The sequence below is a fragment of the Selenomonas sp. oral taxon 920 genome, from assembly GCF_001717585.1.
Classification (GTDB): domain Bacteria; phylum Bacillota; class Negativicutes; order Selenomonadales; family Selenomonadaceae; genus Centipeda.
The window spans coordinates 1,219,531-1,245,372 of sequence record NZ_CP017042.1 but is presented as its reverse complement, the minus strand read 5'-3'; the positions used below and the strand labels follow the sequence as shown (position 1 = coordinate 1,245,372).

General features: G+C 53.4%; 25 protein-coding genes and 3 tRNA genes. 26 read left to right on the top strand and 2 right to left on the bottom strand.

Features of this window, described 5'->3' with window-relative positions; translation table 11 throughout:
* Positions 1-10 precede the first annotated feature (10 nt).
* The 20 genes from BCS37_RS05825 to BCS37_RS05730 all read left to right on the top strand — a co-directional run bounded on the left by BCS37_RS05825 (position 11) and on the right by BCS37_RS05730 (position 17,358).
* Positions 11-652, top strand: coding sequence for a hypothetical protein (locus tag BCS37_RS05825; protein ID WP_069181560.1), 642 nt, complete (start codon positions 11-13; stop codon positions 650-652).
* Positions 649-1,569, top strand: coding sequence for a YitT family protein (locus tag BCS37_RS05820; protein WP_069180579.1), 921 nt, complete (start codon positions 649-651; stop codon positions 1,567-1,569). The genes BCS37_RS05825 and BCS37_RS05820 overlap by 4 nt, the downstream gene beginning before the upstream one ends.
* A gap of 9 nt (positions 1,570-1,578) precedes the next feature.
* A complete protein-coding gene (locus BCS37_RS05815; RefSeq protein WP_069180578.1) occupies positions 1,579-2,283 on the top strand; it encodes an MBL fold metallo-hydrolase in 705 nt (234 codons plus the stop codon).
* A gap of 35 nt (positions 2,284-2,318) precedes the next feature.
* Positions 2,319-2,930: a peptidylprolyl isomerase gene (locus BCS37_RS05810; RefSeq protein WP_069180577.1), complete on the top strand. Its 612-nt coding sequence runs from the start codon at positions 2,319-2,321 to the stop codon at positions 2,928-2,930.
* Positions 2,927-3,226 carry a GIY-YIG nuclease family protein gene (locus BCS37_RS05805; RefSeq protein ID WP_069180576.1) on the top strand — a complete coding sequence of 100 codons (300 nt, stop codon included), beginning with the start codon at positions 2,927-2,929 and terminating at the stop codon, positions 3,224-3,226. Before BCS37_RS05810 ends, BCS37_RS05805 begins: the two co-directional genes overlap by 4 nt.
* A 13-nt stretch (positions 3,227-3,239) precedes the next feature.
* Entirely contained in the window at positions 3,240-3,710 is a 471-nt protein-coding gene (gene greA / locus BCS37_RS05800; protein WP_069180575.1) for a transcription elongation factor GreA, read from the top strand.
* 11 nt (positions 3,711-3,721) lie between these two features.
* Positions 3,722-5,233: a lysine--tRNA ligase gene (lysS, locus tag BCS37_RS05795; RefSeq protein ID WP_069180574.1), complete on the top strand. Its 1,512-nt coding sequence runs from the start codon at positions 3,722-3,724 to the stop codon at positions 5,231-5,233.
* A 68-nt stretch (positions 5,234-5,301) separates the two neighbouring features.
* Positions 5,302-5,387: transfer RNA gene (locus tag BCS37_RS05790), tRNA-Tyr, on the top strand.
* 2 nt (positions 5,388-5,389) lie between these two features.
* Positions 5,390-5,466: transfer RNA gene (locus BCS37_RS05785), tRNA-Met, on the top strand.
* Positions 5,467-5,727: 261 nt separating this feature from the next.
* Positions 5,728-6,678: a malate dehydrogenase gene (gene mdh, locus BCS37_RS05780; RefSeq protein WP_009656634.1), complete on the top strand. Its 951-nt coding sequence runs from the start codon at positions 5,728-5,730 to the stop codon at positions 6,676-6,678.
* A 156-nt stretch (positions 6,679-6,834) separates the two neighbouring features.
* Positions 6,835-6,910 (top strand) — tRNA-Lys (locus tag BCS37_RS05775).
* Positions 6,911-6,995: 85 nt separating this feature from the next.
* Positions 6,996-7,754 carry a 5'/3'-nucleotidase SurE gene (surE, locus tag BCS37_RS05770; RefSeq protein WP_173862593.1) on the top strand — a complete coding sequence of 253 codons (759 nt, stop codon included), beginning with the start codon at positions 6,996-6,998 and terminating at the stop codon, positions 7,752-7,754.
* Between the two features lie 286 nt (positions 7,755-8,040).
* Complete coding sequence (locus BCS37_RS05765; protein ID WP_069180572.1) at positions 8,041-8,703, top strand: precorrin-2 dehydrogenase/sirohydrochlorin ferrochelatase family protein; 663 nt, start codon at positions 8,041-8,043, stop codon at positions 8,701-8,703.
* Positions 8,657-9,976, top strand: a complete 1,320-nt coding sequence (gene hemA, locus BCS37_RS05760; protein WP_069180571.1) for a glutamyl-tRNA reductase — start codon at positions 8,657-8,659, stop codon at positions 9,974-9,976. Before BCS37_RS05765 ends, hemA begins: the two co-directional genes overlap by 47 nt.
* Positions 9,936-10,871 carry a hydroxymethylbilane synthase gene (gene hemC / locus BCS37_RS05755; protein WP_069180570.1) on the top strand — a complete coding sequence of 312 codons (936 nt, stop codon included), beginning with the start codon at positions 9,936-9,938 and terminating at the stop codon, positions 10,869-10,871. Before hemA ends, hemC begins: the two co-directional genes overlap by 41 nt.
* Positions 10,868-12,385, top strand: coding sequence for a uroporphyrinogen-III C-methyltransferase (cobA, locus tag BCS37_RS05750; protein WP_069180569.1), 1,518 nt, complete (start codon positions 10,868-10,870; stop codon positions 12,383-12,385). The genes hemC and cobA overlap by 4 nt, the downstream gene beginning before the upstream one ends.
* Complete coding sequence (hemB, locus tag BCS37_RS05745) at positions 12,382-13,353, top strand: porphobilinogen synthase (protein ID WP_069180568.1); 972 nt, start codon at positions 12,382-12,384, stop codon at positions 13,351-13,353. Before cobA ends, hemB begins: the two co-directional genes overlap by 4 nt.
* 11 nt (positions 13,354-13,364) lie before the next feature.
* Complete coding sequence (gene hemL / locus BCS37_RS05740; RefSeq protein ID WP_069180567.1) at positions 13,365-14,684, top strand: glutamate-1-semialdehyde 2,1-aminomutase; 1,320 nt, start codon at positions 13,365-13,367, stop codon at positions 14,682-14,684.
* 137 nt (positions 14,685-14,821) lie between these two features.
* Complete coding sequence (locus tag BCS37_RS05735; protein ID WP_069180566.1) at positions 14,822-16,477, top strand: putative polysaccharide biosynthesis protein; 1,656 nt, start codon at positions 14,822-14,824, stop codon at positions 16,475-16,477.
* Entirely contained in the window at positions 16,474-17,358 is an 885-nt protein-coding gene (locus BCS37_RS05730; RefSeq protein WP_069180565.1) for a diacylglycerol/lipid kinase family protein, read from the top strand. The genes BCS37_RS05735 and BCS37_RS05730 overlap by 4 nt, the downstream gene beginning before the upstream one ends.
* 6 nt (positions 17,359-17,364) lie before the next feature.
* Here BCS37_RS05730 and BCS37_RS05725 read toward each other — a convergent pair whose 3' ends face one another.
* Together BCS37_RS05725 and BCS37_RS05720 are read right to left on the bottom strand one after the other, a co-directional pair.
* Positions 17,365-18,585: an ATP-binding protein gene (locus tag BCS37_RS05725; RefSeq protein WP_069180564.1), complete on the bottom strand. Its 1,221-nt coding sequence runs from the start codon at positions 18,583-18,585 to the stop codon at positions 17,365-17,367.
* Between the two features lie 16 nt (positions 18,586-18,601).
* Positions 18,602-19,843 (bottom strand): tRNA(Met) cytidine acetate ligase, encoded by a 1,242-nt coding sequence (locus BCS37_RS05720; RefSeq protein WP_069180563.1) that lies wholly within the window; start codon positions 19,841-19,843, stop codon positions 18,602-18,604.
* A 153-nt stretch (positions 19,844-19,996) separates the two neighbouring features.
* On the opposite strand from BCS37_RS05720, the gene mnmA reads away from it, so the two are divergent.
* The 6 genes from mnmA to BCS37_RS05690 are packed head-to-tail and all read left to right on the top strand — an operon-like array spanning position 19,997 to position 25,840.
* Positions 19,997-21,082, top strand: a complete 1,086-nt coding sequence (mnmA, locus tag BCS37_RS05715; protein ID WP_237142749.1) for a tRNA 2-thiouridine(34) synthase MnmA — start codon at positions 19,997-19,999, stop codon at positions 21,080-21,082.
* A 31-nt stretch (positions 21,083-21,113) separates the two neighbouring features.
* Positions 21,114-22,163: a hypothetical protein gene (locus BCS37_RS05710; RefSeq protein ID WP_069180561.1), complete on the top strand. Its 1,050-nt coding sequence runs from the start codon at positions 21,114-21,116 to the stop codon at positions 22,161-22,163.
* Between the two features lie 11 nt (positions 22,164-22,174).
* Positions 22,175-23,026: an NYN domain-containing protein gene (locus BCS37_RS05705; protein ID WP_069180560.1), complete on the top strand. Its 852-nt coding sequence runs from the start codon at positions 22,175-22,177 to the stop codon at positions 23,024-23,026.
* A gap of 8 nt (positions 23,027-23,034) precedes the next feature.
* A complete protein-coding gene (locus BCS37_RS05700; protein ID WP_069180559.1) occupies positions 23,035-23,445 on the top strand; it encodes a DUF3783 domain-containing protein in 411 nt (136 codons plus the stop codon).
* Entirely contained in the window at positions 23,445-24,386 is a 942-nt protein-coding gene (locus BCS37_RS05695; protein ID WP_069181559.1) for an ABC transporter substrate-binding protein, read from the top strand. Before BCS37_RS05700 ends, BCS37_RS05695 begins: the two co-directional genes overlap by 1 nt.
* Positions 24,386-25,840, top strand: a complete 1,455-nt coding sequence (locus tag BCS37_RS05690; protein WP_069180558.1) for an aminotransferase class I/II-fold pyridoxal phosphate-dependent enzyme — start codon at positions 24,386-24,388, stop codon at positions 25,838-25,840. Before BCS37_RS05695 ends, BCS37_RS05690 begins: the two co-directional genes overlap by 1 nt.
* Positions 25,841-25,842 lie beyond the last annotated feature (2 nt).

The window sequence follows — 25,842 nt, the reverse complement described above, 5'->3', positions numbered from 1 at the left end:
GGTGGAGAATATGCAGAGATATTTTCGTTACAGTACGCTGATGATCCTATGCTTTATTTTCTTGCTGTTCGCTGGAAATGGAGAGGCGGCAGGCAAGATCAAGGCCGAGGATTTTTCCTATCAAAACATTTCTTTAGGAGACTCTGAGGAGACACTTCGCGCGAAATGGGGTGAGCCCGATGTTCAGAATGAGCAGGTCATCTGGGGGATCCATCTTAAGACGTTTACCTATGGGGATATTGTCGTATCATCTTCTGTTGCAAGTGGAAAAATTGTAGACATTAACCTCATCGGTGAGAAATATCGCTTGCGTAAGGATGTTCACTACGGATCGACGAGCAGCTATCTCCTAAAGGTATACGGCAAGGCACAGCGTCAATTTCTAGACGGAAATGCATGTTATGTGTTCTCGCATCCGGAACATCCGCGTGAACGCCTTATCCTGAACCTGGATGCAGAGAACGGGGCATTGCAGTCGGCGCGCATTACCATGCTCCCGCTCAGCGACGAGGAGGCTGATGAGATGGCGCTGTCCGATGATGAGACCTTTGTCGAGCTCGATCTAAAGAGCGGCTTTATTGCATCCAAGGAAATCGATGTGTCTGACCTTCCGAAAAATGAGCACGTGCAGTTGGGAGGATATGTTCCATGACGCACGATCTGCATATGCGCGTACTGGGACATCAAGTCATGCGCTATGCCGGAATCACCCTCGGTTGCCTAATTGCCAGCTCTGCGATCAATCTCTTCTTGATTCCGGCGCATCTCCTTACAGGAGGTGCAACCGGCATTGCAATGATTGTGTACTATCTCTTCGGGCTGCCGATCGGTCTCCAGACCTTCGTCTATAATATTCCGCTGCTCTTTATGGCGTGGAAATTGATGGGGAAGACCTACACCGTCGATATCATCATCGGTACGACGATTTTCTCATTCCTCCTTGATCTGACACGCCCACTCAATGCCTATGCGCCTGTGAGTGACATGATGCTGACTACTGTATACGGCGGTGTATTTGCGGGACTCGGCTATGGACTTGTCTTTCGTATGAACGGCAGTACAGGCGGGTTTGACATTCTCGCCGCGATTGTTCGGAAATATTACGATCTGCATATGGGCGGTGTTCTCTTTTCGATGAACTGCCTGATCATGCTCATTGCGGCATTCTTGTTCGGTATGGCCCCTGCGATGTTCACTCTCATCTATATGTTCATCAATGCAACGGTGATGGATAAAATTGTTGCAGGATTTAATCATCGCAAGGCGGTTCTTATCATCTCGGATAGGCACAAGGAGATTGCCGCGAGCATTATTGATGAAATGCACAGAGGAGTCACTTTCCTGCATGGGCAAGGGGCATACACACGCCGTGAACGCAATGTTGTCTTTGTTGCCGTCGGTACAACGCAGGTAGGGAAGCTGAAATTCATTGTTCACAATGTCGACCCCCATGCGTTTGTGATCATTATGTCGGCAAACGAGGTCATGGGGCGTGGATTTGGCCGCATCAATCAAAATGATGCCTCGGCATCGGATGAAAGTTTTGAGGAGGAGAGAGAAAGGAGATGAGTTCCTATAATGGAAGTAATCTATCTGCTAAACAGCGGTTTTTTGGTTCACGTGGATGATGTATTGCTCGTATTCGATGCATTTGACGATCCTGCGGGGGTAATTCCGCAGGAGTTGGAGAAGGGGCGTTATGAGTGGTTGTATTTCTTTGCTTCTCATGCACATTTTGATCACTTTAATCCGGAGATTGCCAAATTTTCCACAAAGACTAGGCGCTATTTGCTGAGCGAGGATATTCGTTCCAACGGGGGTGCCAACCGCATGCCAAAGGAACAGACAAGCTGGATTGGGACATATGACAGCTGGCAGGACGACGTAGTTTCCGTCACATCATTTTCCTCGACCGATGAGGGGACATCGTTCCTGGTCGAGGTAAACGGAAAGCAGATTTTCCATGCCGGAGATTTCAACTGGTGGGATTGGACGGGAGATACGGCAGAGAATCGAAAACTCGCAGAGAATGCCTTTCGCAAGCAGATGAAGCACCTTGCAGGACGCAGTTTTGATCTCGTATTTTTCCCGGTGGATGGACGTCTCGGCCCCTCGATGGAGCGAGGCGCAAAGGTGTTCTGTGCCGAGACCCATCCGAAGGCATTTGTAGCGATGCACTCGGTCGGATATCCCGCATGGCAGCCATCTGCGGGATTCTTTGCTGCAGGACATGAGATTCCCGTATGGGCACCAACAAAGGCGGGCGAGCGGCATAGTTTTTGAAATATAGGTTGAAATATAGGAAGGCTTTCGGTAGAATGGGGAAGAAATTTTATCTCCTAGCGCTCGGAATCGCTGTTGCTGCTGCCGCCGTATTATTCGCGGCACACAGCGGGAGTGCAGGGATGTCATTCAACATGCTTTTGGATCACAACAAAGGAGAGAACAGCACTGTGACAAATCGCATTGCAGTATTTACGACCAAGAAGGGTACGTTTGAGGTGGAACTCTTTGAAGACAAAGCACCCGTTACGACGAAGAATTTTATTGATCTCATTGAAAAGGGCTTCTATGACGGACTGATCTTTCACCGCGTCATCGATGGTTTTATGATTCAGGGCGGTGATCCGAACGGAAACGGAACGGGCGGTCCAGGTTATACTATTCCGGATGAGTTCGATCCATCGCTGAGACATGATGATGAGGGCATTCTTTCGATGGCAAATGCGGGTCCCAATACGGGCGGCAGCCAGTTCTTCATTACACTCGCTGCGACACCGTGGCTCGATAACCATCATGCGGTCTTTGGCAAGGTTGTCGAGGGGATGGATGTTGTCCGCGACATTGGTCATACACAAACGGGTTATGGTGATCGCCCCGTACATGATGTTGTGATCGAGAGAATCACCATCAAAGATGCAGAAAAATGAACTATGCATATCTTTTATTGTGTGCGGATGGGAGCCTTTATGCCGGCTGGACAAATGACCTGCAGCGCCGGCTCCATGCACATAATGAAGGACGCGGGGCAAAATATACGCGCAGCCGCAGGCCTGTTCGCCTCGTATATGCAGAGGCATTTGAAACGAAAGAAGAAGCGCAGAAACGAGAATATCAATTCAAGAAGCTGCGCCGCCCACAGCGGCTTTCGCTCATTCATGCAGGCCAGGAAGATGCAGAGATTACTGCATTGGTAGAAAGCATCAATACAGTGAAAATACAATAAAGGGGATTATTTCATGACAGAGAAGAAGGTCATGCTGACCGAGGACGGCTACAACAAGCTCGTCGAAAAACTCAACTATCTCAAGAGTGTCCGCCGCATCGAGGTTGCCGAACGGCTGAAAGCCGCGATTGCGCTCGGTGATCTCTCTGAGAACTCCGAATACGACGATGCAAAGAATGAGCAGGCATTCCTCGAGGGCGAGATTCAGGAGCTCGAAACGAAGATCCGAAATTCCGACATCATCAAGGCAGGCGACGGCAAGACCGTCACCATGGGCAGCCGTGTGACGGTAAAGGATCTGGAGTTCGACGAGGAGGAAACCTTCCTCATTGTCGGTTCTACAGAGGCGGACCCTGATGAGGGAAAGATCTCAAATGAGTCTCCGCTTGGCATGGCACTGCTCGGACAGAAAATTAATCATACGGTCAATGTCAATGCGCCAGCAGGTGTAATACAGTACAAGATTATGGATATTAAGAAGTAAGAGGGGCAAGGATGGCTGACGAAAGAGAAAATACGGCGAATGCGCCGGAGCAGGATATAAATGAGATGATGCGTGTCCGCCGCGAAAAGATGGACGCATTTCGTGCGATGGGCGTTGCTCCGTTTGGACATCGCTTTGAAGTCACGGATTATGCGGCGGATCTCAAGGAAAAATATGACTATCTTGCCGAAGATCAAGAAGGAACAGAGGTGCGTATCGCAGGTCGTTTGATGGCAATACGTGGACACGGCAAGGCATCCTTTTCTACGCTGAACGATCGCACAGGAAATATACAGATCTATTTCAAGATGGATGTTCTCGGCGAGCAAAAATATAGGGAAGAATTCAAGCGGCTCGACATCGGCGATATCATTGGGATTCGCGGCGTTGTATTCAAGACGCGGCGCGGAGAGATTACTGTGCGCGTGGAGGATTTCGACCTGCTTTCGAAGTCGCTGCGTCCGCTGCCCGAGAAGTTCCATGGTCTGAAGGATGTGGACACGCGCTATCGTCAGCGTTATCTTGATCTCATGGTCAACCATGAGGTGCGCGAGACCTTCCGCAAGCGGACAAAGATTATTCAGTCCATCCGCCGCTATCTGGACGAGCGTGACTTCCTCGAAGTCGAGACACCTGTACTCTCGACGCTTGCGGGCGGCGCTGCCGCACGCCCCTTTATCACACATCACAACGCACTCGACATCGATCTCTATCTCCGTATTGCGACGGAGCTCAGCCTCAAGCGTCTCATCGTCGGGGGACTGGATCGCGTCTATGAGATGGGACGTATCTTCCGTAATGAGGGCATGGATGTACGGCACAATCCTGAGTTTACCTCTATCGAAATCTATCAGGCATTTGCTGACCATCGTGATCTTATGGAAATCACGGAGGGGATTGTCCGTCAGGCGGCAGAGGACGTCCTCGGCACGACGAAGATTACGTATCAGGGCATCGAGATCGACTTGAACAATGTTCGTACGATCAGCATGAATGACGCTGTGCGTGAAGAAACAGGGAAGGACTTCCTCTCCTGTCAGACCGTTGATGAGGCGCGTACGATGGCACGTGAGATCAGTGTTCCCTTTGAGGCGCGTCATGGCATCGGCGGCATTCTGAATGCAGCATTCGAGGAGAAGGTCGAGGAATCCTTACTTCAGCCGACCTTTATCACGGGACATCCGACGGAGATTTCCCCCCTCGCCAAGCGTAATGCGGACGATCCGCGCATCACGGATCGCTTCGAGTTCTTCATCTATGGACGCGAGCTCGCGAACGGCTTTACGGAGTTGAACGACCCAATCGATCAGGAGCAGCGATTCTTGGAGCAGCTCGCGCAGAGAGAGGCGGGGGATGCAGAGGCGCATGTCATGGATCATGACTTCATTACGGCACTCGAGTACGGGCTTCCGCCGACAGGCGGTCTTGGCATTGGTGTGGATCGGCTCGTCATGCTGCTGACCGACAGTGCCTCCATCCGTGATGTACTTTTGTTCCCGACAATGAAGCCCTTAGCAGAGTAAGGGGACAAAGAATTTGAGAAACGCCTTGACAAGAGCGCGCGTTATCGCATATACTTGTCACGGTCCATGGGTAGGTGGCCGAGTGGTTAAAGGCAACAGACTGTAAATCTGTCATCTTCGGATTACGATGGTTCGAATCCATCCCTGCCCACCACCGGCGGCATAGCTCAGTTGGCTAGAGCATGCGGTTCATACCCGCAGTGTCCGGAGTTCAAATCTCTGTGCCGCCACCATATGATAATCGAACTCAGTCGATAAAAGAAATCGGCTGAGTTTTTTCGTGTCTAGGAAAAATTCTGTACAAAATCTTTATCAGATAAAAAGAATATATTTTTCCACGAAGGTTTGAACAATTCTCCAAAATCTAATTGATTTTTCTGAATGAGAATGCTATAATGATTCCATAGTTAAGAACTATTGGTATACCCTGTTCCAAATGATGTCACTTATTGCTAGGGATGGGTGACAGGAGAGTTTTTAAGGAGGAAGTACTTATGAAGGTAACTGTTGTTGGTGCAGGTAACGTAGGCGCAACCGTAGCAAATGTCGTCGCGCTCAAGAAGTTCGCGCAGGAAGTTGTCCTCATTGACATCAAAGAGGGTGTCTCCGAGGGTAAGGCGATGGACATGATGCAGTGTTCGCACGCGCTCAACTTTGACACGACGGTCAAGGGGGTTACGAACGACTATGCTGCTACGGCAAACTCCGATGTCGTGGTCGTTACCTCCGGTCTGCCGCGCAAGCCGGGCATGACGCGCGAGGAGCTCGTCGGCGTCAACGCTAAGATTGTCAAGAGCGTGGTGGAGCAGGCGCTCAAGCACTCCCCGAACGCAATCTTCATCATTATCTCCAATCCGATGGATGCAATGACCTATCTGGCACTGAAGTCCACAGGACTGCCGCGCAATCGCGTCATCGGCATGGGCGGCATGCTCGACAGCAGCCGTTTCCGTTATTATCTCTCCGAGGCACTCAATGCAGCAGGACATCCTGCAACGCCGTCTGATGTGGATGGAATGGTTATCGGCGGACACAATGACAAGACGATGGTTCCTCTCGTCAGCATTGCAACGCTTCGCGGTATTCCTGTCACGCAGCTCCTCTCGAAGGAAGTGCTCGCAGATGTCGTTCAGAAGACGAAGGTCGGCGGCGCGACGCTGACGGGTCTGCTTGGCACGTCCGCATGGTATGCACCAGGCGCATCCGCGGCAACGCTCGTTGAGGCGATTGCCCTCGATGCAAAGAAGGTTATTCCGTGCTGCGTCTATCTTGAGGGCGAGTACGGCGAGAAGGAACTCTGCGTCGGTGTTCCTATCGTGCTCGGCAAGGGCGGCTTTGAGAAGGTTGTCGATGTGAAGCTCGAGGGCGAGGAGAAGGCAAAGTTTGATGAGAGCGTTCAGGCAGCTCGTGAAGTCAACGCACAGCTTGGCGATGCGCTGAAGTAATCTATTTCCTTAGCAAAACTCAAAAGGTCTTTGCAGCAGGTCTGTAAAGGCCTTTTTCTATGATATGGGGGGGCTTTTTCTGTGCGAAGGAACATTGCCCCTTGACATTCCCTCTGTATTTCCACTATAATAGCTATGCGCTCGGGGAGCGTATATGACTCACTAGCTCAACTGGCAGAGCAACTGACTCTTAATCAGTAGGTTCACGGTTCGATTCCGTGGTGGGTCACCATGTGCATTTTATCCGCATGACGGTTCTGGAAAGCAGGTTGGTATGCCCAACCTGTTTTTTGTATATGAGAATAGGAGGGCGCATTTTGAATATCCTGATTCTGAATGATGACGGCATTGCGGCAGAGGGAATCCGAACGCTCGCACGTCATCTGGCACAGCGTCATGCCGTCACTGTCGCAGCTCCCATGCACCAGCAGAGCGGTACATCGCACGCGCTGACGATTGGTCGCGCGATTGAGGTGCGTGCCGATGAAAATTTTGATGCAGAATATGAGATTCGGGCATGGGCAATTGATGGGACACCGACGGACTGCGGCAAGCTTTACCTCGATGCGATCGCCGAGGAGCGGCCGGATGTTGTTCTTTCAGGGATCAATCACGGCTCGAATCTCGGGACGGATGTGATTTACTCGGGGACGGTCGGTGCAGCTTTTGAGGGGTTCTTTCACGGGATTCCGTCGTTTGCGCTCTCTCTGATCGAAGGCAGTGAAATCTCGTACGCAGCGGCAGCGGCGTATTTCGAGCCATTTATGGATAATGTATTGGCGACAATGGCTCAGCCGTTTCTGCTCAACATTAACTTTCCAAAAGCTCTTGCAGGAGATGCCCCGCAGTTTGTCTTCTGCCGACAGGGCGGGCGCGACTACATCAATGCGTTCGAGCGCATCGAGGAGAACGGGCGCGTGCACTACAAGGTCGCGGGCGAGGTGTCCGATACGGACAAGGGCGCAGGCACGGATATCTATGCCGTAGAGCACGGTCTGATCTCTGTGACGCCGGTCGGCGTAGATATGACGGATTATCCACTGCTGGAGGAATTCGGCAGACTAGGGAAGCACTGATAAATTCAGTACCGCCATCTTGACGCATCTTTTTGTCCGCACTTCGACGAAAAATCCTCTACACAGCGTTGGCTATGCGCCCGGTTTTCTTCCTCGTTCGGACGAAAAATCTGGGCCAATCTGAGGGGCTATTTTATCAGCGGCTGCCTAGTTGTACCTGACTAATATACTCATTGATAATCACTATAAAGAGAGGGGATTGCTGCTTCTCCTCTTTTATTTTCTGCCTATTTGCGGTATAATACGAACGTGAATAGGATTCATGTTTTTGGTTAGGGGGATCTGCGTGCTGTATCCGCTCAATGTTGATCTCACGGGACGTCTGATCGTTGTCGTCGGCGGCGGCATTGTGGCAGAGCGCAAGGTTGTCGGGATTCTTGCAGCGGGGGAAAGGTCACTGGTGCGAGTGATTGCGCCTGCGGTGACGACGCAGCTTCGCGCGCTTGCGGACAGTGGTCGTATTGATTGGCATTCGGTGCGCTATGCACACGGTATGCTCGCAGGAGCGTTTTTGGTCTATGCTGCGACGGACTGCCCTGCGGTCAATGCCGAGGTTGCAGCGGAAGCAGAGGAGCGTGACATTCTTGTCAACGTCATCGACGATCCGTCTGCGTCCTCCTTTCAGATTCCATCGAGCGTTCGGCGCGGTGATTTCCTGCTGACTGTCTCAACGGGTGGGGAAAGCCCCGCGCTTTCGCGCGCGATACGGATGGAGCTTGAGCAACTCTATCCGGAGGCTTTTGGTCAATGGCTCGAACGCGTTGCACATCTGCGCCGCGAGATGCGGGCGATGCTGTCAACGAGCAGAGAGCGAACGGCGTTTTGGCGCATGGCACTGCGCCCTTATATTTTGAACATGGTTCACGATGGAGAGTTAGAGAAAGCGGAGGTTGAGTTACGCAATGCAGCTCTTGACATTGGGGCTAAATCATCGGACGGCTCCGATTGATGTGCGTGAGCGGGTATCATTTTCCCGCGAGGAACTGCGTTCAGGACTGATGAGTCTTGGAGAATATGATGGTCTGAGCGGTCTGGTGGTTCTGTCCACCTGCAACCGCACAGAGCTCTATGCATCCGTGGATGATCACGAATGCGGCGCACAGGCACTGCGGCAGTTTTTGAACGATCTTGCGCAGGGCGGAGACGACCTTGACGAATATCTTTATACCTACGTCGATGATGAGGCGATTCGTCACCTCTTCCGCGTTGCCTCCAGTCTTGATTCCCTGGTGCTCGGTGAGGGGCAGATACTCTCGCAGGTGAAGGAAGCCTATGCGATTGCACGCGAGGCAGGAGCGACGAGTACAGTGCTCAACTTGCTCTTTCACCGTGCGATTGCGACGGGCAAGCGTGTACGGACGGAGACGCGCATCGCGTATCGCTCGGTATCTGTGAGCTACGCTGCGGTGGAGCTTGCGGCAGCCTCGCTCGGCGGACTGGGCGGATGCAGCGGTCTGATCTTTGGCGCGGGCAAGATGGCGGAGCTGACGGCAGAGCACCTGCGTTCCCATGGGATTGAAACAATCTTTGTCGCCAATCGCCATATTGAGCGTGCTGAACGTCTTGCCGAACGCATCGGAGGCGAGGCAATTCCCTTTGACCGCGCACTGGACTATATGACCTGTGTCGATGTGGTCGTTACCTCGACAGGAGCACCGCACTATGTCATCAAGGCATGGGAGGCGCGCCGTGTCATGGCGCGGCGGCAGGGGCGCAAGCTCTTCCTCATCGACATTGCTGTTCCGCGTGATGTCGATCCCGATGTCGCGGCCATCAAGGGGATTGAACTCTATAACATCGATGCCCTCGAGGCTGTTGTGGACGAGCATCTCAGTGAGCGTCAGGCAGAGGCGGTCAAGGCGGAGAAGATCGTGAACGAGGAGGTGGCATCCCTTCTCGAACGTTTCAAATATCTGTCCTTTCAGCCGCTCATGGCTCTTCTCTCGGGACGCTGTGAGCGGATCCGCGAGCGTGAGCTCAAGCGCGTGAGCGCAAAGCTTCCGGATCTCTCGGAGGAGGAACGGCGGCAGGTGGAGCATATGAGCCGCATGATCGTACGAAAGATTTTGCGAACGCCCATGATGAAGATCCGCGCCTCGGCGGGTACAAAGGACGAGGCATTCTACATTGAGGCGATGCGTGCCCTCTTTAAGTTGGATGCGATAGGAGAGACAGGGACAAGTGAACAGCGACACAATCACTATCGGTACGCGGGCAAGTAAGCTGGCTCTGTGGCAGGCGGAATACGTTGCTGCAGAGATTGAAAAACATCATCCCGCTGTGCGTGTGGAGCTCAGGAAAATGACGACAAAGGGCGACCGCATCCTCGATGCCCCGCTCGCAAAGATCGGGGGCAAGGGGCTCTTTACAAAGGAGCTTGAGCAGGCGATGCTGGGGGGGGAGATCGATCTTGCCGTACACAGCCTGAAGGATATGCCGACGGAAGTCCCTGCAGGGCTCGTCATTGGGGCAATTACAGAGCGCTTGGATGCAGGCGATGCATTTGTCAGCGCTCGCTATCGGTCGATGGAGGAGCTCCCACAAGGCGCGAGGGTCGGCACATCGAGTCTTCGGCGGCGCGCCCAGCTGCTTGCCGTGCGCCCCGATCTTACGATCCTTGACCTGCGCGGCAATGTCAATACACGCCTTGCGAAGCTCGATGCAGGGGAGTTCGATGCAATCGTCCTTGCGGCAGCCGGGCTGAAACGCCTTGGGCTTGGTAATCGTATTCGTACGATTCTCCCGCGAGCCATGATTCTTCCCGCCGTCGGACAGGGGGCACTCGCGATTGAGTGTCGTGCGGACGATATGCGGATTCTGGAGTTGATCGACTTCCTGCGTGATCCGCAGATGACGGCAGCAGCAGCGGCGGAGCGTGCATTTCTGCGGCGCGTCGAGGGGGGCTGTCAGATCCCCGTCGGTGTCTATGCTGAGGTCGGCGAGGGGAATGTGCTCCATGTCGAGGCGATGATCGCCTCCGTCGACGGGATGCGTGTCTGTCGGTCGCGTTCCATGGGGGCTGTGGATGCGGCGGAGAAGATCGGAATTGCTCTGGCAGAGGAGCTGCTGGATGCAGGCGGTCGGGATATTTTGAAAGAGATAGGAATTGCAGTATGAGCGGAAAAGTATTTCTTGTCGGCGCGGGTCCGGGCGATCCGCGCCTTTTGACGGTTGGCGCAATGAACTGCCTGAAGCAGGCGGATGTCGTCGTCTATGACCACCTCGCGGACGAGAGTATTCTCTCCTATGTACCCTCCAACGCAGAGTGCATCTATGTCGGAAAGCAGTCCTGCAAGCATACGATGCGGCAGGAGGATATCAACGTCCTGTTGGCGGACAAGGCGGACGAGGGCAAGATTGTCGTTCGGCTCAAGGGCGGTGACCCATTCGTTTTCGGACGTGGTGGAGAGGAAGCACTTGTGCTTCTCGAACGCAATATTCCATTTGAGGTATTGCCGGGCGTGACCTCGGCGATCAGTGTTCCCGCCTATGCGGGCATCCCCGTGACACATCGCGGTGTCGCAGTCTCCTTTGCCGTTATCACGGGACACGAAGATCCGACAAAAGCAGAATCCCATATACAATGGAAGCATCTCGCGACGGGTGTCGATACGCTGGTATTCTTGATGGGGGTCGCAAATCTCCCTGTCATAACAAAGAATTTGATCGAAAACGGCCGCCCTGCCGATACTCCTGCGGCAATCATCCGCTGGGGGACGCGTGCCAATCAGGAGACCTACGTCACGACCGTGGGCGAGGCGGCGGAGATGGTACAGCGCGACGGCATTCGTCCGCCCGCGATCTTCATCGTCGGTGAGGTAGTAAAGCTGCGCGAGCAGCTGCGCTGGTTCGATCGTGCGGATATCCGCCCGCTGCACGGCAAGCGTATTCTCGTGACGCGCGCACGCGCACAGGCATCTGCACTGACGGAACAGCTGGCGGCACTTGGTGCGTCCTGCATCGAGACACCCGTGATCCGCATTGCTCCGCCGGCAGATGGCTATGCAGCACTGGATCACGCCATCGAAGGCATTCATGTCTATCAATGGCTGATCTTTACGAGCGTGAACGGGGTGGAACATTTCTTTGCTCGCCTTCACCATGCAGGAAAGGACACGCGTGCACTCGGCTATGCGAAGATTGCAGCGATCGGCTCTGCAACGGCGAAAAGACTCCGTTCGTTCGGCATTCACGCGGACATTGTCCCCGAGGAGTTCCGTGCCGAGGCTCTTGTCGATGCACTGACTCCCATTTTGCCGCCGCGTGCGCGTATCCTGCTGGCACGCGCACAGGAGGCGCGTGACGTGCTGCCCGAGTCCCTGCGTGCGCATGGGGCGACAGTCGATGTCGCCTCTGCCTATGAGACAGTGCCTGAACTGGACGGTGGTTCGGAACTCGCTGAGCGACTGCTGCGCGGCGAGATTGACGTTGTCACCTTTACCAGTTCCTCCACGGTCAAGAATCTCGTACAGCAGTTGGGGAACATCACGCCGCTGCAGCAGACAAAAATTGCCTGCATCGGACCTGTTACAGCAGATACAGCGCGGAATTATGCGCTCGAACCTGACATTGTGGCAGAGAATTATACGATTGATGGCTTGGTGAATGCGATAAAGGAGCATGTGCAATGAATCTGATACAGCGTCCGCGCCGTTTACGTATTTCCTCAGGGATGCGCGATCTCGTACGCGAGACAGAGCTCTCGCCGCGTGATTTTGTCTATCCGATCTTCGTCGTGCCGGGAGAGCATGTCAAGGAAGAGATTCCAAGTATGCCCGGCTGCTATCACTACTCCGTGGATCAGGTCGCTGATCTTGCACGCGAGATTGCAGCGCGCGGGATTCCTGCGGTCGAGGTCTTTGGTCTTCCTGCTTACAAGGACGAGATCGGTTCGAGTGCGTGGGATATGACGAGCCCTGTGCAGCGTGCAATCGCGGCGATTAAGGAGGCTGTTCCGCAGCTGCTTGTGGTCGGTGATGTCTGCCTTTGCCAGTATACGAGTCACGGACATTGCGGTGAGCTGCACGATCACTATGTGGACAACGACGCGACACTGCCACACCTCGTTCAGACTGCAGTCAGTCAGGCGCGTGCGGGCGCGGACATCGTTGCGCCGTCTGATATGATGGACGGCCGCATTGCCGCCATTCGCACGGGGCTCGATGCGGAGGGTTTTGTCAATACGAGCATCATGAGCTATGCGGTAAAGTATGCCTCGGGCTACTACGGTCCATTCCGCGATGCGGCGGACAGTGCGCCATCCTTCGGTGACCGCCGCCAGTATCAGATGGATCCCGCTAATGTACGCGAGGCTCTGAAAGAAGCGGCACTTGACGTGCAGGAGGGAGCGGACATCATCATGGTGAAGCCTGCGCTCGCCTATCTGGATGTCGTGCGACAGGTCTACGAGGTGACAGATCGCCCAATCGCCGTCTACAATGTCAGCGGCGAATATGCGATGGTAAAAGCCGCCGCTGCAAACGGTTGGATTGATGAGCAGCGCATCGTCCTGGAAACTCTCACGAGCATGAAGCGTGCCGGCGCAAAGATCATCATTTCCTACCATGCGATGGATGCCGCTGATTGGCTCAGTGCATAAGGAGGTTTGCTATGCGGAGTACAGAAAAATCGAAGGCCGCCTTTTCCGAGGCGAAGCAGCATATGCCGGGCGGCGTGAACAGCCCCGTTCGTTCCTTTGCCAATGTGGGCGGGAATCCGCCCTTTATTGGGCGTGCCGAAGGTTCTAAGATCTACGATATCGACGGGAACGAATATATTGACTATGTCGGCTCATGGGGACCGATGGTTGTCGGGCATGCACATCCGCAGGTAGTCAAGGCTCTGCAGGAAGCGGTGACGCGCGGCACAAGCTATGGTGCACCGACCCTTCTCGAAACGGAACTAGCAAAACTTGTGCAGTCGGTCTATCCGTCCATCGAAGTCATTCGCATGGTGAACTCAGGGACAGAGGCGACAATGAGTGCACTTCGTCTGGCTCGCGGCTATACGGGGCGTGACAAAATTGTAAAATTTATCGGCTGCTATCACGGGCACAGTGACAGTCTGCTTGTCAGTGCAGGATCGGGACTGGCTACGTTCGGCGTGCCAAGCTCTCCAGGTGTGACGAAGGGGACAGCGGCGGATACAATCGCTGTGCCGTACAACGATGAGGATGCCATTCGCTCTGTCATGGAGCGTGATGGCGACCAGATCGCAGCGGTTATTGTAGAGCCGGTCGCGGGCAATATGGGGCTTGTCCTGCCGCGTCAGGGTTATCTCTCCCTGCTGCGTGAACTCACCCAAAAGCATGGAACACTTCTCATCTTTGACGAGGTCATGTGCGGATTCCGCGCCTCGCTCGGCGGTGCACAGGCAGCGTACGGCATTCGTCCTGACCTCACCTGTCTCGGCAAGATCATTGGCGGCGGGCTTCCCGTTGCCGCATACGGCGGACGGCGCGAGATCATGGAACGCGTTTCACCGGCGGGTCCCGTCTATCAGGCGGGCACGCTCTCAGGAAATCCGCTTGCGATGACGGCGGGGATCGAGACGCTGAAGATCCTCACGGCAGAACCAGAGGATGGAAAAGCGGACTACAGCCGCGAGCTGACAATCCAAACGAAGAATCTGCTGCTTGGCTGGCAGAGTGCCGCAAAGGATGTCGGTGTTTCGATCTGTGCGCATCAGGCGGGCTCAATGTTCGGCATCTTCTTCATCGACCGTGAGGTCTATGACTATGCGGATGCAGAGGCAGCCGATCAGGAAGCGTTCCGTATCTGGTTCGAGACGATGCTCGATGAGGGCATCTATCTTGCACCGTCGCAGTTCGAGACGCTCTTCCTCTCGGGTGCACATACGGCAGAGGATATTGAGCGTACAATTGTCGCTGCCAAGAAAGGCTTTGCAGCCGTAAAAACAACACGCAGATGAATTTCATCAGCGCACCTCCTGTAAGCAAAGCCTGCCTGCAGGAGGTTTTGTTTTGAGAAAAGTGCGATTGCTCGAAGGGGTGGCATATGCTATAATTCAAGTGAAGTAGTTTATGTTCAAAATATCGTATTGAGGCGGTGTTTCTCATTCATGAGATAGATATTGCTGAGGGGAAAAGCAGCAAGGGAGAATCCTTCCTCAAGGGAACCTTTGTCCTGACGATCGCGGGATTTGTCGTCAAGGTCATCGGTTCGCTCAACTGGATCTTTGTTTCCCGCATTCTCGGCGGTGAGGGAATTGGTCTCTATCAGATGGCTTTTCCCATTTATTTTTTTGCTATGACGGTTTCACAGGCGGGCGTGCCTGTTGCTATCTCTATCATTACGGCGGAGCGTGTGGCTCTGAATGATATATACGGCGCAAAGCGTGTCTTTCGTATTTCGATGATGTTGATGCTCCTCACAGGGCTGCTCTTCTCGATTCTGACCTATTTGGCTGCGGACTGGCTGATCGATTGGCATCTGATCCGCGATGCGCGTGCCTACAAGGCTGTGGTTGTGCTTGCACCGACGGTCTTTTTCGTGACTCTGCTCGCCAGTTCCCGCGGCTATTTGCAGGGCTGGCAGCGCATGACGCCGACGGCGGTGTCGCAGATCGTGGAGCAGATCTTCCGCGTGGTGACGATGATCGTGCTCGCTAGCCTCCTCATGCCCTGGGGACTCGACTATGCGGCGGCAGGAGCCTCACTCGGTGCCTTTGCTGGAGCAGTCACGGGACTCATTGTGCTCGTCTACTTTCACATCAAGCTCGAACGGGATATTGCCCGCGACTACGGTACGGATCTAACTCCCCTGCCGGGTGCAGCCTATGAATCGCGGCGTTCCATCATCAAGCGGATCTTCAAGTTGTCCCTGCCTGTATCGGCGGCAAGCATCATGCTGCCCGTAGTGTCGAACCTCGATCTCATGATCGTGCCGCAGCGACTCGAGGCTGCAGGATACAGCATCAGTGAGGCTACGGAGCTCTTCGGCTACCTTAACGGCATGGCAGTGCCGCTTGTCAATCTTGCGACCATCCTGACTGCGTCGATGGCAATGAGCATTGTGCCCGCGATCTCAGAGTCTCGCGTACTCGGCGATCAGGCGCGTGTCTACGATCAGACAGCAGCATCGGTACGCATTTCCAATTTCGTTTGTTTTCCTGCATTTGTCATTGTCTTTATGCTGGCCACACCGATTTCGTCGCTCATCTACAATGCACCGGGAGCGGGGCCTGCCGTGATGATCTCGGCGGTGAGCATCATCCTTCTGGGGCTTCATCAGGTATCAACAGGGATCTTGCAGGGGCTAGGACATCCGACCATTCCAATGGTGAATATGCTGCTCGCTGCTGCGGCAAAGGTCTTTCTGAACTGGCACCTCACTGCGATCCCGTGGCTCGGCATCATGGGTGCGGCATGGGCGACGGCGGCAGATATGGGGGTGGCGGCGCTCATCAATCTGTATTTTATATACCGCTTTATCGGCTATCGAATTGAACTGCTGCAGCTCATCAAGACAATCTGTGCCGCTGCGATCATGGCAGGAGCAGTCTATCTGTTCTACACATGGACGATTACATGGTGGGGGATTGCCGCGATCTCGACGTTTGGTGCGGTATTCTTTGGCTGTGCAGTCTATGTTGCGGCGATGATTCTCCTGCGTGCACTGATTGAAGACGACCTTCGTCGTCTGCCGATGATCGGTGCGGTCGGGATTCGCTTCTTACAGCGGATTGGAGTTTTTAAAGCATGAAAAAACTTGGGCTGATCTACAACCCCGTTTCGGGTCATGCACTCTTCAAGGGGAAACTCGACTCACTGATCGATATGTTCCAGCGGCATGGGATTGTGCTCTGTCCCTATCGCACACGCGGAGGAGGACAGGATGACCTCGGACGCTTTCTTCGCGAGATGTGTCCCGATGGTGTACTTGCTGCCGGCGGAGACGGAACGGTGCATGCCGTGGTAAATGCCATACTGGAATCCGATATCGATGTACCCCTCGGCATCCTCGGCAGCGGTACATCCAATGACTTTGCAACGCACCTCGGTATCCACGGGGATTGGGAGGCCTATATCGAACGGATTGCAGCAGATGAATCCCGCCGCGTGGATTTGGGGCAGATTGAGGAGACAGGGCAGTACTTCGTCAATGTCGTCAGTGCAGGCGTACTCACGGGCATTGCCCACGAGGTAAAATCCACCTATAAGAATGCGTTGGGAAAACTTGCCTACTATCTGAAGGGGATTGGCGAGATTCCGCGTCTGAGATCCTTCTCCGTACAGATTACGGCAGATCATGTCCGTTACGAAGAGGAGATATTCCTTTTCGTCATCGCAAACAGTCCTGTGGTCGCGGGAATGAAGAAGATTGGGCAGGACATCGCAATTGATGACGGGATGCTTGATCTTCTCGCCGTCAAAAAAACAGGTCTGCCGCAATTTATGTCTGTTGCGGCAGACCTGTTTTCGGGAAAACCTGTGACGGAACGTGAGAACATCCTGCACGTTCGTGCAAAAAACTTTGAGATTCACGCGGAAGAAGTGCTCCACAGCGATATCGACGGAGAATGTGGGCCCATGCTTCCCCTGCGTGTGCGGACACTGCCGCTCTCACTCTCCGTCTACTGCTGAGTGTATTCAGTGGATCCCAAGATAGTGGGCAACGAATTGCTGTGCTGTGCGCCCGCTGCGTCCGCTGTGGGTCATCTCCCATCGCAGCCCCGCAATGCGAAGCTCTTCCGGTGAGAGATGGATGCCTCTCTGAGACAGCATGTGGTCGATGATCGCCAGATATTCATCCTGATCTGGTGTATGGTAGTGGATGATGAGTCCGAAGCGATCCGAGAGTGAGATCGTTTCATTGACCGTGTCATCGCGATAGAGCTCGTCCTCACGATCGCGCCACGTCTCACGCACAAGGTGACGGCGGTTGGAGGTTGCGTAGAGGCATACGTTCGGGGGACAGGAGGAAACACCCCCCTCAATGGCAGACTTGACCGCCTTGAACTCGGCATCGGAGTCCTCAAATGAAATATCGTCGAGGAAGAGAATGAATTTTCGTCCAGCATAATTTCGCAGGGCGGTCATGATCTCTGGCAGCTTGCGCAGCTGTTCCTTTGTGACCTGCACGAGGCGGAGACCACTCTCCTCATACTCACTGACGAGAGCCTTGACCCCAGAGGACTTTCCCGTCCCGCGTGCGCCGACGAGAAGAACGTGGTTCGCAGGCTTTCCGTCAACGAATGCGCGCGTATTTTGGAGCAGTTGCTCTTTCTGACGCTGGTACCCAATAAGATTCTTCATCTGTGGGCGCTCAAAATACGATATGCCGCGGATTCGGTTTGCATCATCATCCCAACGGAAAACGACATGCGCCGCAATATCCCCGTAACCGTAGCGCGCATAGAAGGTGAGCAGCGCCTCAGCATAGTCCCGCGGTGTTTGTGCCGCTTCGATCCACGGGAGAAGGAAGTCCTCTGTCTTGTCATATCGATTCTCGGTTGGCTCGTAATTGTCCAGTAGCCGTTCCCCGAGAAATGTGCTCGTTGGCTTGGTGAGAATCGGATAGAGGAGCTCAATGTCCTGATAGAATGCCTGCCGCAGACTGCTTCCAGGCGGCAGTCCTGTCCGCTCCATTGTCTCTGAGACGAGGTTGCCCTGATGTGTGAGCACATGAAGAAGGTAGCGGGGCAGTAAATTCCCACTGAGTCCGAGATTCTCCGCCGCGCGGATGAGATGTCCGACACACTCTGCTCGAATCTCTGCATCGTCTGCATCCCATTCAAGGAAGCTGAGAATCGGATCGCAATCCAGAGAGTTCAGTACAAAGAGAGTTGAGAGCTTCAAATTCTGGCTCATAAGTCTGTCCTTTCTTTTATGGAATATATGTGGGGGCTGTGATGAAGTCTGTGCGTCGTCGGTCATCGGCTGCTCTGCCTCTGGTGAGCAGCCGCAATTCCGTCGCGCGAGTGTCAAACGACAGCATTTGCTGTAGCTGTGAAAGCGGTGCCGTATCTCTTCGCGTGTCTGATGAGAGGAATTCTGCCACACGTGTGATGATCGGCAGCGTCGTATCACCTTTGATTGCACGTAGGAGCTTTCGCCCCTGTGGATTGAATGCGAGAGGTCGGATATAGGATGCGCCGTCCGCATCAAAGCGTGCTGCCTGTATTTTTTTTAAGTGCAGGAGCAAATAAATCATGAGACGGGCAATCCGGCTCTGTGCATAGCGTTTTGTTGAGACTTTTAGGAGAAATTCCTCATAATTTCGAGCCGATTCCAGAGAGCGGATCAGTCGGTTTTCGATACCTTCTGTAATGCCGTAGATCTCCGACAGTATGGAGAAATCCGTCATGAGCAGGAGATAGCGCAAAAGCTCAAGAAGTGTATCCAAACTCGGAACGCCCGCATGATGCGTCCTCTGCAGGTCATCCAACACAGACGGCATGACGCTTTTCCGCAGTTCATCCCACGGAGGCACCGTTTTGTTGAGTGACGTGCGGATGGACGAGGAACTTGTAACCCCCGTATGCAGCCTTATATCGTTATGCCGCACTGCCGTCCGTTGGATCGCGATTGGGGTGATCTGCGGTGCAAGGGTTCGAAGTGCACGGAGATACTCTATGGCTAGAATATTGTTCGGTGCACGGAGCACCTCCTCAGATACATCTGCACAATCTATCAGTACAGACGTGAGTGCAGCCGCATAGGAAAGCCCCTCACCAAGTTTTTCATGCAGCCGTATCTGGATGGGGTCCGAATCAATCATTGCTGCAGCCTCAGCAAGCGGGAGGAGCTCCTCCGCCTCCATGCCAAATGCAAGATGTGTGACGATACCGAGATGTGAGAGCAGGGAGATACTGCCGCGTGCAAAGTCCTGTGCACTGCGGCAGGCAAAGGCAAATGGGAGCTCTAAAATGAGATCCGCACCGCCCTCTACAGCGTGTGCCGCCCGTGTCCATTTGTCAAGGATCGATGGTGCTCCCCGCTGGGTAAAGCTGCCGCTCATGACGGCGACGACATGTGCGGCAGGATATCGCTGCCGCACAGCCGCAATATGGTAACGATGTCCGTGGTGGAACGGGTTATATTCGGCAACAATGCCAATGACTTGCATAACGCCCCTCCCACAGATAATCTCTGCATATTTTAACAAAAAAAACAGCATTTGTGTAGGCCTCTGGAACAAATACAATTTCTTGTATTTTCAAGGCGTGAATGCTATACTAAACGAACATTTGAGGAAATAGACAGATCAGTGGAGCAAATGATGAAACAGGAGCGTGTTGTGGTCGCAATGAGCGGCGGGGTCGACAGTTCGTTGGCTGCGGCGCTGCTCATGGAGCAGGGATACGAAGTCGTAGGCGTTACCATGCGTCTTTCGAATGAGAATCGCGATGCATCTCCGGACGACCGCAGCTGCTGTTCTCTGAGCAGTGTTGATGATGCACGTCGCGTGGCGGATGTACTCGGGATCCCACATTATGTTATGGATTTTACGGCAATGTTTGAGCATACGGTCATCGATTATTTTTTTGACGAGTATCTGCGCGGACGAACGCCGAATCCGTGTATTGTCTGCAACCGCTATATTAAATTCGAGGGACTTCTCAATAAAGCCGAGGAACTCGGTGCATCCAGCATTGCAACGGGGCATTATGCGCGAATTGACTGCTGCAGAGATGGAATATACCGTCTGCGCAAAGGACAGGATGCTGAGAAGGATCAGTCCTATGTGCTCTATCATCTCAATCAGAAAACATTGAGACACGTCCTGCTTCCCCTTGGCAGTTTCAGTAAGGGCGAAACGCGTCGCATGGCGGAGGCATATCATCTGCCTGTGGCGCATAAGGCGGAGAGTCAGGAAATCTGCTTTGTGCCGCACGACGACTACAAGGCATATCTGCGTGACAAACGTCCGCTTTCTGTGTGCAGCGGTGAGATCGTGGATCTGGCAGGAAATGTACTCGGCAGGCATGATGGTATTGCCTTTTACACCATCGGTCAGCGCAAGGGGCTCGGCATTGCCGCGCCGCAGCCGCTGTATGTCACAGCTCTGGACGCAAAGGAGAACCGTGTCATTGTCGGGACAGCAGACGATGTTTACGCACAGGAACTTACAGCATCGGATCTGAACTGGACGATGTGGAACGTACTCCAAAAAGCACGTACGGTACAGGCGAAGATCCGTTATGGGAAACGGGAAGCTGAAGCTGTAATTACCCCATGTGGTACAGAGTGTGTACAGGTACACTTTTCAGAACCACAGCGTGCTGTAACTAAGGGACAGTCTGTTGTATTTTATGAAAATGATATTGTGCTGGGCGGTGGGGTCATCGACGAGGTGACTGCCTGAATCAGAATGCACTTGATAGGGAGGGATGACAATGATGAGCCGCACAATGAAAGTAAAGATTGTCTGTGCTGCAATTCTCAGCGTGACTGTATTGCTGATGGGGGCCTTTTGGTATTTCCGTGTATATACAAAGACACCGGAATATGCACTTCATTCCATTGAGTCCGCACTTGAGAAGCAGGACGAGGCGCTTTTTCTGCGTCATGTCCAACTGGACACAGTCCTGAATACAGGATATGATGATTTCATGCAAGGGACAATGGATGCCGAGTTTGGTCACTCAAAGGAGGCATCTGCGGCACTCGAGGATTTCTCCAAAATGCTCAAGCCTGCGTTCATAGTGATGCTAAAGGACGCTGTACACACGCGTCTGACAACGGGGGAATGGCCCTCTGCAGATCCGGCTGAGGAGGGAACGGATACTGAAAATATTCTTTCCCGTATCGGTGTGCGCGATCTCATGTTTCGTGAAATATCCAATCTGACGCTGCACGAGGATACCCGAACAGCAGAGGCGGATATCGTTGCACATCAGGAAGAGGTGGACACCGATTTTACCTTTAAAATCCTGCTTAGTCCATCTGACGAAGGGGATTGGCAGGTCGTATCCATCCAAAATCTGCATGAATATGCCGCACTGCTGGAACAGGCACGCCGGTTGCGCGTAGAGTCCTATCTGAAAGAAACAGATGCGATTATGGCGCGTCATGATCAGGCGGCAAAGTCGGCGCAGCTTCGGCTCTACACCGTACTCGGGGCGGGTGCACTTGGCAGTCAGGCAACGCGTGATATGGCACGGCAGATCATGGAGCAGGACATTCTTGCCGACTGGCAGGAACGTAAAGATGAGCTGAGTGCAGTGTCTGCACCGCGAAGTGTCCAGAGCCTGCATCAACTGCGTCTTAAAATCTGCGATCTGCACATTGCCTACGGACAGGGCTATGCTGCATGGATGACAGACAAGAATGCAGCGACTATTCGCAGTGCGGAGAGCAGTCTGCACCAAGCTGAGGTGCTTGAAGCAGAGGCATCGTTCCTCGTACAGCGCGCAAAGCGTTCCTTTGTTGACAAGACGGAATAAGGAGAGAGACGATGCTCGACTCGAGCAATGATACGGTAGCAATTCTCTATGATATTGAGAACGCACCGATTGAGATGCTTCAATATACAATTGACAAGGCGCAGCGTTATCAGCCCTGCCGCATAATTGTAGTTTCCGATTGGGAGGCACATCCGGAGCAGAAACGTTGGGATCGGCTCATGGAATATCCAGATTTCACCTTTCGGCAGATCAGCCGGACGTTCTTTGGAAAAAATTCTCTGGATTCCGCGCTCTATGATTCGGCGCAGATCCTCTATCAAGAAGGGGTCCGCAAGTATTTCATCATTACAACAGATTCGGATTTCGTCCGCATTGCAGAATCTCTGAATGCGGAGGATCCTTCCTATATCATCGGCGTCGGAACGAAACAGGCGAGTGAGGATCTGCGCAACGCATACAATGAGTTCTTTGTCTATCCGCCGGAGCCAAAATCCAACAGGAGCGGGAGGAAGACCAAGAAAACAGAGCAGAATACAGAGGTGAAGACCGTGGCAAAGAAGAAATCGTCAGAGGATAAGGGGACAAAGCAGAAGCCCATTGTGGAACAGGCGGCAAAAACGGCAGAGCAGAAAAAAAACACGGGCAATTCTTCGAAGAAGACACCCATACCTGAGAAGCCTACAGAGGAGTCAACGAAAACTGCTGCCAAAGCAAAGAAAAAGCAGTCGCAGAAAGCTGCTTCTCCCGTTGAAAATACATCTGCCCCTACGATGGCTGGTTTTCTGACGGTACGGCTTCCGAAGACCCTGCGCAGTTCGTTGGAGCAGAAGATGCTTGAGGAAGAGGTCTCTCTGGACGAACTCGTGACCTATCTACTGATGCGCGGACTCGCGGCAAAATAACGGATTCAATGGCGATGAAAAAAGAAGAGCGTGCACTGCTCTATCAATTTCCCGAAGAGCAGATTGCGGCGGTACAGAATGTATTCCGTACGCTTGGAATTCGTTTGCTGGTGCTTCCGGCAGATGCGTGGCGCGAAAAGATCGGCTTTCTGCTTGGAATCAAGGGATACAAGAAAGCTCTGCGGCAGACGGACGAACATTTCTCCTTTTCGCATCGGCTTTTGCTTCTGGAGCATATTCAGGGCAAACGTTTGACGAAAGTTCTGGAAGCTCTGCAGGACGCAGGAGTTCCCCGTATCTCCTATAAATCTGCAATTACACCGTACAATACGCTCTGGACGCTGCGCTATCTATGCGAGCATATGGCAAAGGAACACGCGGCATCTGCCGAAAGGGCAGATCGGGAGGGAAATGAATGATGAAGAAACTTCTTTCCATGGCGCTGTCCCTCGTACTCCTCTTTTCTGCAGGATGTGGAGGAGCAACGCAGGAAAAAGAGTCGAAGCTCGCAAAGTTAACCATTGGTCTGATGCCGGATACGGATTCCATTCCATTCATCATTGCTGCAGAGCGCGGATATTTTGTGGAGGAAGGCATCGAGGTCGAGCTCGTCCAATTTAAGAGTGCAATGGAGCGTGACGCCGCTCTGCAGAGCGGCAATCTCGACGGTGCTGTCTCCGACCTGCTTGCCGTCATTTTTGCGCGGTCAGGCGGCTTCTCCGTGCGTGCGACCTCTTATACAGACGGAAACTACAATCTCGTTGCTTCCGGAAGTGCCCCCATATCTTCTGCAGCAGATCTGCGGGGAAAGGAAATTGCCATCTCCCGTAATACCATTATCGAGTATGTGACGGATGAAATACTTGCCGTCAATGGTATGGAGGAGCAGAATGTCTCCAAGGTGGTCATTCCGCAGATTCCCGTACGACTTGAGATGCTGCAGAGCGGGAATCTTGCGGCGGCAGTGCTGCCGGAACCGATGGCGAGCGTTGCTGTGGCATCGGGAAGTCGCTATATTACCGGCTCGGGGGATCTCGGGATCAATCCGGGGGTGATCGTGTTTACGGACTCCTCCATCAAGGACAAGGCGCAGTCCATTCGAGCAATGTACCGTTCCTATAATAAGGCAGTCAAATATCTCAATGATACGCCGCATGCAGAATATATTGATCTTGTGATGGAAAAGAGCGGTTTCCCTGAGCCCGCACGTGATGCACTTGAATTGAAACCCTATCGTCCTGCCGGACTCCCAGCAGAAAAGGATGTTGAAGAGGCAGTACACTGGGTAAAGAGTAAGGACTTAGGTGGGGATTATCGCTATGACGATCTCGTATCCAAGGTACTCACGGAGGAGAAGTAATGCCGTACCTCTTGCAGACGAGTGCGCCCATCCAGGAGGCTCTTGAGCGGATGAAGCGCGCTCGTCTTGTTCCCTTTGATGTACCGGGACATAAGCGCGGGCGCGGGAACCCAGAGCTTGCAGCATTCCTCGGTTCCCCCTGTCTCGATGTCGACGTGAACTCCATGAAGATGCTCGACAATCTCTGTCATCCAGTCTCAGTGATTCGGGATGCGGAGATTTTGGCAGCAGAGGCGTTTCGCGCTGCGCACGCATTCTTTATGGTGAGCGGTACAACCGGCTCGGTACAGGCGATGGTGCTCTCGGCGGTGGGGCGCGGTGATAAGATCATCATGCCGCGCAATGTCCATCGGAGCGCAATCAACGCCCTCATTCTCTGCGGTGCGATTCCGATCTATGTGAATCCCGGGATCGACGATATCCTCGGCATTGCACTCGGAATGCGAGTGGAGGATGTCGCCGCAGCAATTGCGCGTCATCCGGATGCAAAGGCGGTCTTTGTCAACAATCCGACGTATTATGGAATCTGCTCCGATCTTCGTGCGATTACAGAACTCGCACACGTGCATAGCATGAAAGTGCTTGTGGACGAGGCACACGGAACACATCTGTATTTCAGTGACCGTCTGCCCATTGCGGCGATGGATGCGGGCGCAGACATGGCGGCAATCAGTATGCATAAATCCGGCGGCTCGCTGACGCAGAGTTCCCTTTTGCTATGCTCAGACACTATGCCTCTCGGCTATGTGCACCAGATCATCAATATTACACAAACAACAAGTGCGTCTTATCTGCTCCTTGCAAGCCTCGACATCAGTCGACGGAATCTTGCCCTGCGTGGGCGGGAGGTCATCGACAAAATTATCGACCTTGTTGCCTATGCGCGCGACGAAATCAATACGATTGGCGACTACTATGCCTATGGGCGTGAGCTGATCGACGGTGCCGCAGTTTTTGACTTCGACACGACAAAGCTGTCCATTTTCACGCGTCCGACAGGTCTTGCCGGCATTGAGGTCTACGACATCCTGCGCGATGACTATGATATCCAGACGGAGTTTGGAGATATTGCGAACCTGCTCGCCTATGTGTCGGTCGGGGATCGTCCGAAGGACATCGAACGCCTTGTCGCGGCACTCGCGGAGATTCGGCGCAACTACCGCAAGGATCCATCCAAGACGTTAAAGATGGAGTACATCGACCCCGTCGTCGTCTGTGGGCCACAGGATGCGTTCTATGCAGAGAAAGAGTCCCTTCCGATTGCAAAGTCCTGCGGACGCATATGCAGTGAATTTGTCATGTGCTACCCGCCCGGCATTCCCATTCTTGCGCCGGGAGAACAGATCACGGAGGAGATTCTGACCTACATTCGCTATGCAAAGAAAAAGGGCTGCCAGATCACGGGTCCAGAAGATATGAGCATACAGTATCTCAATGTGATGACGGAGAGATAGAT

What these genes read in the sequence shown, in the direction of transcription:
- BCS37_RS05820 (WP_069180579.1), top strand. Translation starts at nt 649, where the DNA reads ATGACGCACGATCTGCATATGCGCGTACTGGGACATCAAGTCATGCGC.
- BCS37_RS05700 (WP_069180559.1), top strand. Translation starts at nt 23,035, where the DNA reads ATGGCGATGAAAAAAGAAGAGCGTGCACTGCTCTATCAATTTCCCGAA.
- BCS37_RS05825 (WP_069181560.1), top strand. Translation starts at nt 11, where the DNA reads ATGCAGAGATATTTTCGTTACAGTACGCTGATGATCCTATGCTTTATT.
- mnmA (WP_237142749.1), top strand. Translation starts at nt 19,997, where the DNA reads ATGAAACAGGAGCGTGTTGTGGTCGCAATGAGCGGCGGGGTCGACAGT.
- BCS37_RS05725 (WP_069180564.1), bottom strand. Translation starts at nt 18,585, where the DNA reads ATGAGCCAGAATTTGAAGCTCTCAACTCTCTTTGTACTGAACTCTCTG.
- BCS37_RS05810 (WP_069180577.1), top strand. Translation starts at nt 2,319, where the DNA reads ATGGGGAAGAAATTTTATCTCCTAGCGCTCGGAATCGCTGTTGCTGCT.
- cobA (WP_069180569.1), top strand. Translation starts at nt 10,868, where the DNA reads ATGAGCGGAAAAGTATTTCTTGTCGGCGCGGGTCCGGGCGATCCGCGC.
- BCS37_RS05710 (WP_069180561.1), top strand. Translation starts at nt 21,114, where the DNA reads ATGATGAGCCGCACAATGAAAGTAAAGATTGTCTGTGCTGCAATTCTC.
- BCS37_RS05690 (WP_069180558.1), top strand. Translation starts at nt 24,386, where the DNA reads ATGCCGTACCTCTTGCAGACGAGTGCGCCCATCCAGGAGGCTCTTGAG.
- hemB (WP_069180568.1), top strand. Translation starts at nt 12,382, where the DNA reads ATGAATCTGATACAGCGTCCGCGCCGTTTACGTATTTCCTCAGGGATG.
- BCS37_RS05815 (WP_069180578.1), top strand. Translation starts at nt 1,579, where the DNA reads ATGGAAGTAATCTATCTGCTAAACAGCGGTTTTTTGGTTCACGTGGAT.
- lysS (WP_069180574.1), top strand. Translation starts at nt 3,722, where the DNA reads ATGGCTGACGAAAGAGAAAATACGGCGAATGCGCCGGAGCAGGATATA.
- BCS37_RS05805 (WP_069180576.1), top strand. Translation starts at nt 2,927, where the DNA reads ATGAACTATGCATATCTTTTATTGTGTGCGGATGGGAGCCTTTATGCC.
- BCS37_RS05705 (WP_069180560.1), top strand. Translation starts at nt 22,175, where the DNA reads ATGCTCGACTCGAGCAATGATACGGTAGCAATTCTCTATGATATTGAG.
- BCS37_RS05730 (WP_069180565.1), top strand. Translation starts at nt 16,474, where the DNA reads ATGAAAAAACTTGGGCTGATCTACAACCCCGTTTCGGGTCATGCACTC.
- hemA (WP_069180571.1), top strand. Translation starts at nt 8,657, where the DNA reads ATGCAGCTCTTGACATTGGGGCTAAATCATCGGACGGCTCCGATTGAT.
- hemL (WP_069180567.1), top strand. Translation starts at nt 13,365, where the DNA reads ATGCGGAGTACAGAAAAATCGAAGGCCGCCTTTTCCGAGGCGAAGCAG.
- BCS37_RS05695 (WP_069181559.1), top strand. Translation starts at nt 23,445, where the DNA reads ATGAAGAAACTTCTTTCCATGGCGCTGTCCCTCGTACTCCTCTTTTCT.
- mdh (WP_009656634.1), top strand. Translation starts at nt 5,728, where the DNA reads ATGAAGGTAACTGTTGTTGGTGCAGGTAACGTAGGCGCAACCGTAGCA.
- greA (WP_069180575.1), top strand. Translation starts at nt 3,240, where the DNA reads ATGACAGAGAAGAAGGTCATGCTGACCGAGGACGGCTACAACAAGCTC.
- BCS37_RS05720 (WP_069180563.1), bottom strand. Translation starts at nt 19,843, where the DNA reads ATGCAAGTCATTGGCATTGTTGCCGAATATAACCCGTTCCACCACGGA.